A 12,845-nucleotide genomic window follows, 5' to 3' on the forward strand; every position below is an offset into this window, starting at 1 on the left:
CGACCATACCGGCCATGTTCACCGCATCCGACGTCCTTCCGTACGCCGACCGCCTGATCAGCCTGCGGCACGCGTTGCACCGCGAGCCGGAACTCGGACTGGACCTGCCACGGAGCCAGGCCAAGGTGCTCGAGGCGCTGGCCGGCCTGCCCCTGGAGATCACCACCGGCCGGGACCTGACCTCGGTCACCGCGGTGCTGCGCGGCGGCCGGCCCGGACCGGCGGTGCTGCTGCGCGGCGACATGGACGCGCTGCCGGTGCCGGAGGAGAGCGGCGTCGCGTACGCCTCGACGATCCCCGGCGTGATGCACGCCTGCGGGCACGACATCCACACCAGCGCCGTGGTCGGTGCCGCGCACCTGCTCGCGTCCCGGCGCGCGGAGCTGGCCGGGGACGTGGTCTTCATGTTCCAGCCCGGCGAGGAGGGGCAGCGCGGGGCCAAGGTGATGATCGACGAGGGGGTGCTGGACGCGGCCGGCTCGCGGGTGATCGCCGCCTACGCCATCCACGTGGCCAGCACCGTGCTGCCGCTCGGCGTGGTCGCCACCCGGCCCGGCACCATCCTGGCCGCCTCCGACTCGGTCACCGTGACCGTGCACGGCAAGGGTGGGCACGGCTCGTCGCCGCACCTGGCGGTGGACCCGGTGCCGGCGCTCTGCGAGATGGTCACCGCGCTGCAGACCATGGTCACCCGGACCGTGGACGCGTTCGACCCGGCGGTGCTGACCGTCGGCTCGATCCACGCCGGGTCGGCGTTCAACGTGATCCCGGCGAGCGGGACGTTCCAGGCGACGGTACGGACCTTCTCGCCCGGCACGCACCGGACGATCCAGGCGGCGGTGCGGCGGGTGGTGCGCGGCATCGCGGACGCGCACGGGGTCCGGGTGGAGATCGACTACCAGGCGAACTACCCGGTGACCGTGAACGATCCGGCCGAGGCGGCGTTCGCCCTGGCCACCGTGCAGCGGCTGGTCGGGCCGCAGCGGGCGGTCCAGGCGCCGCAGCCGGTGGCCGGGGCCGAGGACTTCTCGTTCGTGCTGGAGCAGGTGCCGGGGGCGTACCTGATGATCGGCGCGGTGCCGCCGGGCACCGACCCGGCCACCGCGCCGATGAACCACGCGCCGCAGGCGATCTTCGACGACCGCAGCGTCCCGGAGGCGGCCCTCGTGCTCGCCACCCTGGCGGCGGCCCGCCTCGCCGCCGCCTCTCCCGACCCTTCCTCCCCGGACTCTTCTTCCCCAGCCTCTTCCTCTTGGGACTCGTCCGCCGCGCCGGGTTCCGCCGCTCCCGGGACGCCCGAGTGACCGCCGTCGCCGAGAGGACGCCGAAGGTCACCGCGGTCGTCGGGCTGCTCGTCCTCTTCGAGCTGACCAGCGGGTTCATCCAGGGCAGCATCAGCCCGCTGCTTCCCGACCTGGGCGCCGAGCTGGGGATCTCGGACGCCCAGCTGAACTGGGTGACCGCCGTGCAGCTGCTCGCCTCGGCGGTCTCCGTGCCCGCCTTCGGGCGCCTCGGCGACCTGCACGGCCACCGCCGGATGCTGCGGATCGCGCTGGCCAGCGTCGCGGCCGGCAGCCTGCTGGTCGCGCTGGCCCCGAACCTGCCGCTGCTGCTCGCCGGCCGGCTGCTGCAGGGCCCGCTCGCCGCGCTGCTGCCGCTGGAGATCGCGCTGGTCCGCGACCGGCTGCCGACCGGCCCGGCCCGCCAGGCGATCGCCCGGCTGGTCGGCGCGCTCACCCTGGGCGCGCTGCTCGGCGGGGTGCTGGTGGCCGGCCTGCACGAGGTGATCGGCAGCGCTCAGGCGACCCTGCTGGTACCGGCCGTGCTCGCCACCGTCTGCGTGCCGGTCAGTTTCGTCGCCGTCCCGGAGAGCCGGAACCTGGCCGCCGGGAAGCTCGACCTGCCCGGGGTGGCGTTGCTCAGCGTCGCGATGGTCGCGCTGCTCGGCGGCATCTCGCTGCTCAGCACCTCGGCCGGGACCGGCGCGGCGCTGGCGGTGGCCGGGCTGGCGCTCTTCGCCGGCTGGGCGGTGCTGGAGCTGCGCACCGCGGAACCGCTCGTCGACCTGCGGGCGCTGACCGGCCGGCACGTGGCGCCGTTCTTCGGCTGCTCGTTCGTCTTCGGCATCGTCTACTTCGGCAGCCAGGCGCCGGACGCGACGTTCCTGGCCGCGTCCCCGGCCGAGGCGGGCTACGGCTTCGGCCTCACCGCGCTGCAGATCTCCCTGGTCGGGCTGCCGGCTGTGGTCCTCGCGGTGGTCGGCTCGTCGTGCACCGCGCTGATCGCCGGCCGCTTCGGCTACCGCCGCACCCTGGTCGCGGCGTTCCTGGTGATCGCCGCCGGTTTCGTCGGCACCGCGGCCTTCCACGCCGAGGTGGGGCAGCTGCTCGCCGTCAAGGTCCCGATCGGCTTGGCCGTCGGGGTAGCCCTCGGCGCCATGCCCACCGTGATCGCCGAGACCGCCGACCCGTCCCGCACCGGCATCACGACGGCCCTCTACAACAACGTCAAAACCCTGGGCGGCGCGGTAGCCGGCGGCGTGGTGGCCGCCATCCTGGCCGGGGTCGTCCTCGACGGCGCCGGCACTCCGGCCGAATCCGCCTATGTCATCGTCTGGCTGCTGTGCGCCGCGCTCTGCGCCCTCGCCGCCCTGGCCGCCGGATTCGCCCGCCGCACGGAGTGACGACCGCACCCGCCCGCGCGCTCAAATCCCGCCCGTGGGCTCAAATCCCGTCGGCGGACTCAAATCCCGCCTTTGCGCTCGAATCCCGCCGCGCTCAAATCCCGCCCTCCCAGGGGGACCACCCTCGGACAGTGTGGCGAATTTCGCGCGTCTCGGCGGGCGCCCCTGTGGACAGAGCGCTGATGTGGACGGCGAGGGGTTCCGGAACCACCCGCGGACCGTGAAGGGCACGGCGATCGTTCTGGACGCTGAGCTGACCTGCTCCGCTTCGCTCCGCGGCAAAACGCCTGGTAACCGTGGCGAGGCAGCTGATCCCCCGCCACCGGCAAACCCCACCGGCGTCGGGGTGTCAGTTGCTTCGTCACCGGCGGCGTTTTGCGGCGGCCAGATCGCCGTGCCCGGCCGGGAGCATGGCCATCTGCACCCCGGCGGACCTGCGTACCGTAAAGGATGAAGTTGATCTTTGTGGGGGTGAAAAAGGCGCCGCTCGGCATCGAGCGGCGCCTTTCGACGAACTAGTTGTGCGCGACCGGGCAGCCGCCGGTCAGCTTGCCGAGGAAGGCGTTCGGGTCGTAGTAGTGCTCGACCTCGAGGAGCTTCAGGTCGTCGTTGACCTTGGCGACGCTCATGCCGAACATCTCGATGGTCTTCCCGTTCGGCTGGAAGCCGTGGTACTCGCCGTCGAACGAGCCCCAGTGGCGCCACTTGAAGGTGACCACCGGCGGCGGGCTGAGGACCTCGAGCACCTCCCAGTAGAAACCGTTCGGGAAGGCGCCGTGGAAGACGTCGTGCTGCCCGTCGAACGACTCCGGCTTGTAGAAGACGCTGTCCCCGACGAGGACGTTGTAGCTGCCCTGGTCGGCGATGTCCTGCGCGGAGGCCCAGCCGCCGCCGTTGACGTTGGTGCGGAAGTGCTCGGACACCATCGAGACCCAGGTGGCCGGGTCCTTCTTGTGCGACACCTCCATCTCGAAGACCTGCACGATCGACTCGACGATCGCCTCCAGTGAGCCCGGCGCGTGCTGCGTGGTGCGCTGCCCGGGCATCACGACGGCCGACAGGTGGTAGTCCGGAGTGCCGTGCCGGAACTCGGACGGGTCGGCGGCCTCAATCACTGCATCGCGGCCCTGCAGCCACAACGGCGTCTCAGTCAAGGGGTGTTCCTTCCAACGAGGGGGAGGGGGCCCTTTAGGTGTCGCGCTTCGGTTACCCCCCGTAGTCCAAAGGCGATGATCACCCTATCCACGTTGGACTCGCGAAAAAAGATCTCATCGGTTAATAGCTATTTACCGATCGACTCATGTATTAACGAGCCGCGAAGTCCAGCGCCTGCTCCAGATCGGCGATCAGGTCGTCCGGGTGCTCGATGCCGACGGCGATCCGGACCGTTCCCGGGCTGATCCGCGCCTCCGCGAGCTCGGCCGGCGACAGCTGCCGGTGCGAGGTGCTCGCCGGGTGCAGCATCAGGCTCTGCGTGCCGCCGAGCGACGGGGCGGCCCGGATCAGCCGGACCCGGCTCAGCAGCCGCACCCCGGCGTCGTAGCCGCCGGCCAGGTCGAAGCAGAACGCCCCCGGATACCCGGAGACGTGCGCGGCCGGCGCCGGGCCGGTCCAGCTGACCGAGCGGACCGCCGGATGCCCGGACAGCCAGCCGGCGACCCGGGTCACGTTGGCCGCGTGCCGCTCCATCCGCAGCCCCAGGGTCTGCAGGCCGCGCAGGGTCAGCCAGGCCGCGAACGGGTCGGCGGTGGCCCCGAACTCGACGGCGTACTCCCAGGTCCGCCGGTGCAGCTCGGCGTCGGCGAAGACGGCCAGCCCGCCGGTGACGTCGGAGTGGCCGTTCAGGAACTTGGTGGCCGAGTGCACCACGACGTCGGCGCCGTGCTCGATCGGGCGGCAGAAGACCGGGGTGGCGAAGGTGTTGTCGACCACGGTGAGCACCCCGGCCTCCCGGGCCACCGGGGCCAGCGCCGGCAGGTCGCTGACGTGGCCGGTCGGGTTGGCGATGGTCTCCAGGTAGAGCACCCGGGTCTGCGGGGTCAGCGCGGACCGCAGCTCGCCCGGGTCGCGGCCGTCGATCCGGGTGACCGTCACGCCGCGGCGGGTGGCCAGGTCGTGCAGCAGCGCGTGGGTGCCGCCGTAGAGGCTGTGCTGAGCGATCACGTGGTCGCCGGCGCCGAGCAGACTGTGCAGCAGCATGGTGATCGCGCCCATGCCGGACGAGGCGGCGATCGCGGCGGCCCCGCCCTCCAGGTCGGCGACCGCGGTCTCCAGGGCGCGGACCGTCGGGTTGGCGAACCGGGAGTAGACGTAGGCGCCGTCCGGCCGGTGCAGGCCGCCGGCCATCAGCTCCGGATCGGCGAAGGCGAACGACGAGGTCTGGTAGATCGGCACCGCGAGGGGCGTGCTGTGCTCCGGGACCGGTGCGGTGACGTGGACCATGCGGGTGTCGGGATGCATACCCCGATGTTGCGCACGGTCATCGGATCGGTACAGGGCCAATGCCGGTATATTGGTTCGCCGATGAGTCCAATCTCGCCCGCCGACCTCGCCGCCCGGCTCGGCCGCTGGTCCGCCGGCCGCGGCCCGCTCTACCTGCTGCTGGCCGGCCGGCTCCGGGCCCTGATCGACGACGGCGAGCTGCCGCCGGGCACCGGGCTGCCCACCGACCGGGCGCTGGCCGCCGGGCTCTCCGCCGGGCGGACCACCGTGGTCGCCGCCTACGACCTGCTGCGCCAGGAGGGCCGGCTGGTCCGGCGGCAGGGGAGCGGCACCTGGGTGGCCGGGTCCGCGCCCGGCCCGCTGAACGCCACCGAGCCGACCGTCAACCCGGTCTTCCTGCACCTGCTCGACCCGCCCGACCACGTGGCGCAGTTCGCCTGCGCCGGGCCGACCGGGGCGCCGCCCGCGGTGCCGGCCGCCTACCGGGCCGCGCTCGCCGGGCTGGGCGGGCCGGACCTCGGCTACCACCCGGCCGGGCATCCGCGGTTGCGGGCCGCGCTGGCCGAGCGCTACACGACCCGCGGGGTGCCGACCACGCCCGAGCAGATCCTGGTCACCACCGGCGGCCAGCAGGGGCTGGCGCTGCTGGCCCGGGCGCTGATCGCGCCCGGCGCCGAGGTGGTGCTGCAGGCGCCGACCTATCCGGGCGCGCTGGAGATCTTCCGCGAGTCGGCGGCGGCATTGCTGCCGGTCACGACCGACGATTTCCGGTACGCCGCCGCGCTGTCCCGGCGGCCGGCGATGGCGTACCTGATCGCCCGGTGTCACAACCCCTCCGGGCGCCACCTCCCGGCCGCCGACCGGGAGCGGATCGTGGCGGCGGCGCTGGACACCGGGGTGCCGCTGGTGGTCGACGACGTGCTCGCCGAGCTGGCGTTCCCGCCGGGTCCCGGCCCCGCCTTCCCGGACGCGCCTCCACCCCGGAGCGCGTCCCTTCCTGCCACGCCCAGTTCTTCCGGCGCGCCCGCTGCCCGGGACGCGTCTCCGCTCCGAGGGGCGTCTCTTCCTGTCACGCCCGCTGTCCAGGGCGCGTCTGCTCTCACCCCGCCGCTGGCGGCGCTCGCTCCGGACGCTGACCAGCTGATCACCGTGGGGTCGCTGAGCAAGCTGGTCTGGGGCGGCCTGCGGATCGGCTGGGTGCGGGCGCAGCCGGCGCTGATCGGCCGGCTCGCCCGGCTCAAGGCGGTGATCGACCTGGGCAGCGGAGTTCTCGACCAGCTCGCCGCGGTGGAGCTGATCGAAGGGCTGGACACGCTGGTCGCCGAGCGCTCCGAGCTGCTCCGGGCCCGGCACGACCACCTCTGCGCCGAGGTGCGGCGGCAGCTGCCGGAGTGGGAGTTCGAGCCGGCCGAGGGCGGGCAGACGCTGTGGGTGCGGTTGCCCGGCGCGGACGCGGCGTCCTACGCGCAGGCGGCGCTGCGGGAGGGGGTCGCGGTGCTGCCCGGCGGCTCACTCGACCCGTCCGGCGGCAGCCTGGACCGCCTGCGCATCCCGTTCGTGGCGGAACCGGCGGCGCTCAGCGCGGGCGTCCGGGCGATGGCCACGGCCTGGCGAGCGTTCGCCGGCCGGGCGGCGGCCACCCCGCCACCCCTGCCGGCGATCGCGGTCTGAACTAGCTCTCGGCGGCCGCGGCCGGGAGCTTGGCGACCTCGGGCTCCTCGGCGGGCGGGGTGACCAGTGCGGCCGCGGACAGCACCTCGGTCTCCTCGTCGTCCGCGGGCTTCCGCGCCTCTTCACCCGCGCCGTTCGGCTGGGCCGGGAGAACGGTCGTCTTGTCGCCGTCGGCCGGCGTCGCCTGCGCCGGGAGAGCCGTCGTCTTGTCGCCGTCGGCCGGCGTCACCTGCGCCGGGAGAGCCGTCGCCTTGTCGCCGTCGGCCGGGGCCGGCTCGGCCTTCGCCGTGGGCGGGGTCGCTGCCGCCTTCGCGGCGGCCGATGCCGGCTGAGTGGCTGCCGCTGCCGCCTTCGCGGCGGCCGGTGCGGGTCGCGCCGGGAGGGCGGTCGTCTTCTCCTCCTGCGCCGGGAGGGCGGTCGTCTTCTCCTCGTCCGCCGGCACCTGGGCTGAGGCCGCCGCGGCGGTCACCGGCGTGCTTGCCGGGGTGGGCTTCGCCGGGACCGGTGCGGTTGCCGGGAGGACCATCGCGACGGTCTGGTCGCCGTCGGGCGGGGTGGTGGCGAGCGGCTGGGAGGCGGTTTTTCCGGTGCTCGGGGCAATAGTTGAATTAGTGGTAATGCCGGAGTTATTAGAATTCGGGGCGGGATTGGCGACATTTGCTGCCACGGCGGGCCTTGCCGGGGTAGTGGCTGCTGCCGACGGGATGGCCACCGTCGGGTCGGCTCCGACCGTACCGAAAATCTGGGTCTTGTCGTCCTGAGCCGCAACCGGCGCAGCGGTCTGAGCCGCGACCGGCGCAGCGGTCTGAGCGGCGAGCGGCGCAGCGGTCTGAGCGGCGAGCGGTGCGGGGCGCTGGGTCGGGATGGCGACCGTCGGGTCGGCCGGGCGACGGGACGGCATCGGCTGCGCGGTGCGCAGGACCGTGGTCTCGGCCGCCGCGACGGTCTCGCCGGCCACCTTGGCGGAGCCGCGGAACCGGCCGATCTCACCGATGATCGGCAGCACCGGCGGCTCGTAGCGGGCCCAGCGGCGAGCGCTCAGCGCGGTGCACAGCAGTGGCACGGCGAGCAGCGCGGCCAGGCCGTAGCCCGGGCGGCTCAGGTCGAAGTCGGTTTTCACCACGTCCGGCGGCCAGACGCCGGCGTACGACTCCGGCGCGCTCCACGCCCAGTACGTCACCCCGAGGAACGTCGCGCCGGCGAGCGTCGGACCGGCCGGCGAGATCGGCGAGAACGCCATGATCGCGTAGAGGATCCCGGCGAAGATCAGCAGCAGCAGGCCGCTCACCGACTCGGCCGTGAACATGTCCCGACCGCGGCTGACCAGGTCGTGGGTGAAGCCGACGCCGGCCAGGACCCAGATGGCGGGGGCGAGCACGAGCGCGTACAGGATCGACCGGAGGTGACGCATGATCCGGCACGCTACCTCGGCTCGGCAACGACCGCTAAGTCCGCCGTATGGTGCCGGGATGGACGAGCAACACCAAGGTCGACCGATCGCTGACAGCCGGGTCACCCTCAGTAAGATCATGACGGCGGTCGACGTCAATCTCTACGGCACCGTGCACGGCGGGGTGCTGATGAAGTTCGTCGACGACGTGGCCGGCGCGGCCGCCGCCCGGCACAGCGGGGGCACCGCGGTCACCGCCGCGATCGACGAGATCGTCTTCCTGGAGCCGGTCCGGGTGGGCGACCTGGTGCACGCGTACGCGCAGGTCAACTGGACCGGCAAGAGTTCGATGGAGGTCGGCGTCAAGCTGACCGGCGAGCGCTGGGACGAGGTCGGCGGCACCCCGGTCCCGGTGGCCACCGCCTACCTGGTCTTCGTGGCGGTCGATGTGGCCGGCAAGCCCCGCACGGTCCCGCCGGTGTTGCTCGCCGACCCGGACGACAAGCGCCGGTTCAAGGAAGCGCTGATCCGCCGTGACCATCGTCTCGCCCGCCGCCGGGCGATCCAGCGGGCCCGGGCCGAGCAGCAAGAGGGTCCGCAGCCGGGTTGGTGAACGTAGGGTGGGCGCATGACGGTGACGATGGGCACAGTCCTCTGGGAGCCGCCGGCCGACGTCCGGCAGACCTCCCGGATCGGCGACTATCTGACCTGGCTGGAGCGGGAGCGCGGGCTGAGCTTCGCCGACTATCCGGCACTGTGGGAGTGGTCGGTCACCGACCTCGCCGGGTTCTGGAGCTCCATCTGGGACTACTTCGCCGTGCTGGCCCACGATCCGCCGACCGCCGTCCTGGGCGACACCCTGATGCCGGGGGCCCGGTGGTTCCCCGGCGCCACGCTGAACTACGCGGAGAACGTGCTGCGGATGCCCGGCATCGGCGACGACGAGCCGGTCGTGCTGGCGTACTCGCACAGTCGCGAACCGCTCACCCTGACCGCGCGGCAGCTCCGTGAGCAGGTGCGGCGCGTGCGTGCCGGGCTGGCGGCCCGGGGGGTCGGCAAGGGCGACCGGGTCGCCGCCTACGCGCCGAACATCCCGGAGACCTACGTGCTGATGCTGGCCACCGCCAGCCTCGGGGCGATCTTCTCGTCCTGCGCGCCGGAGTTCGGGTCGCGCAGTGTGATCGACCGGTGGAGCCAGATCGCGCCGAAGGTGCTGGTGGCGGTCGACGGCTACAAATACGGCGACAAGTCGGTCGATCGTCGCGCTGAGGTCGAGGCGATTGTCGCGGCCTTGCCGTCGCTGGAGCACGTTGTCACGATCGGTTACCTGGGTACCTCAGGCGATTTCTCCGATCTGGACGGGCCGGACGAGCTGACCTTCGAGCCGGTCCCGTTCGACCACCCGCTCTACGTGCTCTACAGCTCCGGCACCACCGGCCTGCCCAAGCCGATCGTGCACGGCCACGGCGGCATCCTGCTGGAGCACCTCAAGATCCTGGCCCTGCACCACGACCTGGGCCCGTCCGACCGGTTCTTCTGGTTCACCACCACCGGCTGGATGATGTGGAACTACCTGGCCAGCGGCCCGGCCGTGGGCGCGGCGATCGTGCTGTTCGACGGCAACCCGGGCTGGCCGTCGCTGGACACCCTCTGGGATCTGATCGACACCGCCGGGATCACCTATTTCGGTACGTCGGCGCCGTTCCTGATGGCGTGCCGCAAGGCCGGCCTCACTCCGCGGAAGAGGCTGAAGGGTCTCGGCTCGACCGGCGCGCCGCTGCCCGCCGAGGGCTTCGCCTGGGTCTATCAGGCGGTCGGCCGGGACCTGCAGCTGCTCTCGCTCTCCGGCGGCACCGACGTGTGCACCGGCTTCGTCGGCGGCGCGCCGCTGCTCCCGGTCCGCGCCGGGGTGATCTCCGGGCGGAGCCTGGGCGCCCGGGTGGAGGCCTACGACCCGAGCGGCGAACCGGTCGTCGGCGAGCTGGGCGAGCTGGTGATCAGCGCGCCGATGCCGAGCATGCCGGTCGGTTTCTGGAACGACCCGGACGGCTCGCGCTACCGGGAGGCCTACTTCGACGTCTTCCCCGGCGTCTGGCGGCACGGCGACTGGATCACCATCGGGGAGGACGGCAGCTGCGTGATCACCGGCCGGTCCGACGCCACCCTGAACCGGGGCGGGGTCCGGCTCGGCACGTCGGAGTTCTACTCGGTGGTGGAGAGCCTGCCGGAGATCGCCGACTCGCTGGTGGTGCACCTGGACGCGGCCGACGACCCGAACGGCGAGCTGCTGCTCTTCGTGGTGCCGGCCGAGGGCGTCGAGGTGGACGACGCGCTGCGCGCGAAGATCGCCCGGGAGCTGCGCGGGTCGCTGTCCCCGCGGCACATCCCGGACACCATCCACGCGGTACGCGCGGTGCCGCGCACCCTGTCCGCGAAGAAGCTGGAGGTGCCGGTGAAACGGATCCTCACCGGCACCCCGATCGAGTCGGCGGCGGCCAAGGGCGCCCTGGCCAACCCGGAGTCGCTGACCGCCTTCGCCGAGCTGGCCCGGGAGCGGTCCAGGCGCTAGCTAGGCGCTCAGCACCAGGCTGACCTTCTCCGCGGTGACCCGGGCGTCCAGCTTGGTCTCGTCCAGGTGGGCGCAGAGCACCGCGGACGCCCCGGCGACCAGCGGCGCCAGCAGCCAGTCGACCGGGTCCGGGTGGATCGTGACGTCGAACAGGACCCGGTCGCCGGCGCCGAAGCCGAGCTGGGCGGCCCGCTCGTGCGCCGCCTCCAGGACGTCCTGGTGGCTCAGCTCGATCGGCCCGGCGAAGGCCCGGTCGGCCGGACCGACCGGCTCGCCGCGGAAGTGGTCGCCGTGGTTGCGCACCTCGGTGACGAAGTCGGCGTACCCGGCGGGCACCTCGCGCAGCGGCATGGCGAGCGGGAGCAGGCCGGTCGCGTACCGGTCCAGGGTGGGCCAGGCGGCCGCCCGGTCCACCCGGTCCGGGGTGGTGAACAGCGCCTCCACCGGCTGCGGGTCGCCGCCCAGGTCGGCCAGGTCGGCGGCCAGCCCGGCGGCCGACACGCCGAGCAGCACGGCGGCGGTCTGCCAGTGCGGCGGCAGGAGCAGCGCGACGCTGTCGCCGTGCCCCAGGCCGATGCCGTCGACCAGCAGGTTCGCCGTCTTGGACACCCAGTTGTCGAGGGTCGCGCCGGACAGCTCGGCACGGTCGCCGGTGGCGTCGTCATACCAGGTGAGCAGCGGTGCGGCCGGGTCGTGCCGGACGGCTTCCGCGAGCGCCTGCGGGATCGTGGTCATCATCGTCACTCACCTTAGGCTGATTACTCACAGTGATCGCGCCGGTGCGTCTTTCCGGCATCGATTACGGCAACGTACGGCAACCACCGGCGTCGCGGACACGTCCCGGAAGCCTTCCGGGCGTACGCTCGGAGTGGATGCCGGAGACCCGTGGCATCCGCGTTCCACCGCAGCATCGGTACGTCAGAGACGCCAAGGAGATGCCTCGTGACCCCCGGTCGCCCCCCGCGAGTGCTGGTCGACGCCACTAGTGTCCCCGCGGACAGAGGTGGTGTCGGCAGATATGTCGACGGATTGCTCGGCGCCCTCGGGCTGCTGGGCCCGGATCGTGTGGACCTGGCCGTTGTCGCCCAGCGTTCGGATGCGGAGCGTTACCGCCGGATGCTGCCGGATGCCGAGGTCATCCCCGGTCCGGCCGCCATCGTGCACCGCCCGGCCCGGCTCGCCTGGGAGCAGACCGGCCTGCCGCTGCTGGTCCAGCAGGTCGGCGCCGAGGTGCTGCACTCGCCGTTCTACACCTGCCCGCTCCGGTCCAGCGTGCCGGTCACGGTGACCGTGCACGACGCCACCTTCTTCACCGAGCCGGAGCACTACGACAACACCAAGCGGACCTTCTTCCGCAGCGCGATCAAGACGTCGCTGCGCCGGGCCGCCCGGGTGATCGTGCCCAGCAAGGCCACCCGGGACGAGCTGATCCGGCTGCTCGACGCCGACCCCACCAAGATCGACGTGGCCTATCACGGCGTCGACCAGTCGGCGTTCCACCTGCCGACCGAGGAGGAGAAGGCCCGGGTGCGGGCCCGGCTCGGCCTCGGCGACGCCGGCTACATCGCGTTCGTCGGCGCCAAGGAGCCACGGAAGAACGTGCCGAACCTGATCCGTGGCTGGGCCCGCGCGGTGGCCGACTGGCCGCACCCGCCGGCCCTGGTGATCGCCGGCGGCCAGGGGCACGACGACGACATCGACCGGGCGGTCGCCGAGGTGCCGTCGCACCTGCGGCTGCTGCGCCCGGGCTACCTGCGCTACACCGACCTGCCCGGCTTCCTGGGCGGCTCGCTGGTGGCCTGCTATCCGTCCTTCGGCGAGGGTTTCGGCCTGCCGATCCTGGAGGCGATGGCGTGCGGCACCCCGGTGCTCACCACGCCCCGGCTCTCGCTGCCCGAGGTGGGCGGTGACGCGGTGGCGTACACCACCGAGGCGCCGGAGCGGATCGCCGAGGACCTGGCCGATCTGCTGCACGACGAGCCACGCCGGCAGGCGCTCGCCAAGGCGGGCTTCGACCGGGCGAAGGAGTTCACCTGGGCGTCCAGCGCGGAGGTACACGTGGCCACGTGGAACCGGGTCGCGGCTTGATC

General features: G+C 72.8%; 10 protein-coding genes. 6 read left to right on the top strand and 4 right to left on the bottom strand.

Features of this window, described 5'->3' with window-relative positions:
* The first annotated feature begins 14 nt into the window (after positions 1-14).
* Both BJY16_RS12720 and BJY16_RS12725 read left to right on the top strand, forming a co-directional pair.
* Complete coding sequence (locus BJY16_RS12720) at positions 15-1,304, top strand: M20 metallopeptidase family protein (protein WP_185039665.1); 1,290 nt, start codon at positions 15-17, stop codon at positions 1,302-1,304.
* Positions 1,253-2,683, top strand: coding sequence for an MFS transporter (locus tag BJY16_RS12725; protein ID WP_221501950.1), 1,431 nt, complete (start codon positions 1,253-1,255; stop codon positions 2,681-2,683). Before BJY16_RS12720 ends, BJY16_RS12725 begins: the two co-directional genes overlap by 52 nt.
* Positions 2,684-3,198: 515 nt before the next feature.
* Here the strand turns inward: BJY16_RS12725 and BJY16_RS12730 are convergent.
* Both BJY16_RS12730 and BJY16_RS12735 read right to left on the bottom strand, forming a co-directional pair.
* On the bottom strand, positions 3,199-3,837 hold the full coding sequence (locus tag BJY16_RS12730) for a nuclear transport factor 2 family protein (protein ID WP_185039666.1): 639 nt from the start codon (positions 3,835-3,837) through the stop codon (positions 3,199-3,201).
* Positions 3,838-3,988: 151 nt separating this feature from the next.
* Positions 3,989-5,143 carry a trans-sulfuration enzyme family protein gene (locus BJY16_RS12735; RefSeq protein WP_185039667.1) on the bottom strand — a complete coding sequence of 385 codons (1,155 nt, stop codon included), beginning with the start codon at positions 5,141-5,143 and terminating at the stop codon, positions 3,989-3,991.
* A 63-nt stretch (positions 5,144-5,206) separates the two neighbouring features.
* Between BJY16_RS12735 and BJY16_RS12740 the strand changes: the two genes are divergently transcribed.
* Positions 5,207-6,796, top strand: coding sequence for an aminotransferase-like domain-containing protein (locus BJY16_RS12740; RefSeq protein ID WP_185039668.1), 1,590 nt, complete (start codon positions 5,207-5,209; stop codon positions 6,794-6,796).
* A gap of 1 nt (position 6,797) precedes the next feature.
* On the opposite strand, the gene BJY16_RS12745 is transcribed toward BJY16_RS12740, so the two are convergent.
* Positions 6,798-8,207: a MotB domain-containing protein gene (locus BJY16_RS12745; protein ID WP_185039669.1), complete on the bottom strand. Its 1,410-nt coding sequence runs from the start codon at positions 8,205-8,207 to the stop codon at positions 6,798-6,800.
* Positions 8,208-8,265: 58 nt separating this feature from the next.
* On the opposite strand from BJY16_RS12745, the gene BJY16_RS12750 reads away from it, so the two are divergent.
* The gene (locus BJY16_RS12750) at positions 8,266-8,799 is read left to right on the top strand and encodes an acyl-CoA thioesterase (protein ID WP_185039670.1); all 534 of its coding nucleotides are present in this window, start codon (positions 8,266-8,268) and stop codon (positions 8,797-8,799) included.
* A gap of 27 nt (positions 8,800-8,826) precedes the next feature.
* Entirely contained in the window at positions 8,827-10,755 is a 1,929-nt protein-coding gene (locus BJY16_RS12755; protein ID WP_185046415.1) for an acetoacetate--CoA ligase, read from the top strand.
* On the opposite strand, the gene BJY16_RS12760 is transcribed toward BJY16_RS12755, so the two are convergent.
* Entirely contained in the window at positions 10,756-11,493 is a 738-nt protein-coding gene (locus BJY16_RS12760; protein WP_185039671.1) for a TIGR03089 family protein, read from the bottom strand.
* Between the two features lie 204 nt (positions 11,494-11,697).
* On the opposite strand from BJY16_RS12760, the gene BJY16_RS12765 reads away from it, so the two are divergent.
* Complete coding sequence (locus tag BJY16_RS12765) at positions 11,698-12,843, top strand: glycosyltransferase family 4 protein (RefSeq protein WP_185039672.1); 1,146 nt, start codon at positions 11,698-11,700, stop codon at positions 12,841-12,843.
* Positions 12,844-12,845 lie beyond the last annotated feature (2 nt).

Source organism: Actinoplanes octamycinicus (assembly GCF_014205225.1).
Lineage (GTDB): Bacteria > Actinomycetota > Actinomycetes > Mycobacteriales > Micromonosporaceae > Actinoplanes > Actinoplanes octamycinicus.

Coding starts and splice junctions, on each gene's coding strand:
- BJY16_RS12755 (WP_185046415.1), top strand. CDS start 8,827: ATGGGCACAGTCCTCTGGGAGCCGCCGGCCGACGTCCGGCAGACCTCC.
- BJY16_RS12735 (WP_185039667.1), bottom strand. CDS start 5,143: ATGCATCCCGACACCCGCATGGTCCACGTCACCGCACCGGTCCCGGAG.
- BJY16_RS12760 (WP_185039671.1), bottom strand. CDS start 11,493: ATGATGACCACGATCCCGCAGGCGCTCGCGGAAGCCGTCCGGCACGAC.
- BJY16_RS12720 (WP_185039665.1), top strand. CDS start 15: ATGTTCACCGCATCCGACGTCCTTCCGTACGCCGACCGCCTGATCAGC.
- BJY16_RS12750 (WP_185039670.1), top strand. CDS start 8,266: ATGGACGAGCAACACCAAGGTCGACCGATCGCTGACAGCCGGGTCACC.
- BJY16_RS12745 (WP_185039669.1), bottom strand. CDS start 8,207: ATGCGTCACCTCCGGTCGATCCTGTACGCGCTCGTGCTCGCCCCCGCC.
- BJY16_RS12740 (WP_185039668.1), top strand. CDS start 5,207: ATGAGTCCAATCTCGCCCGCCGACCTCGCCGCCCGGCTCGGCCGCTGG.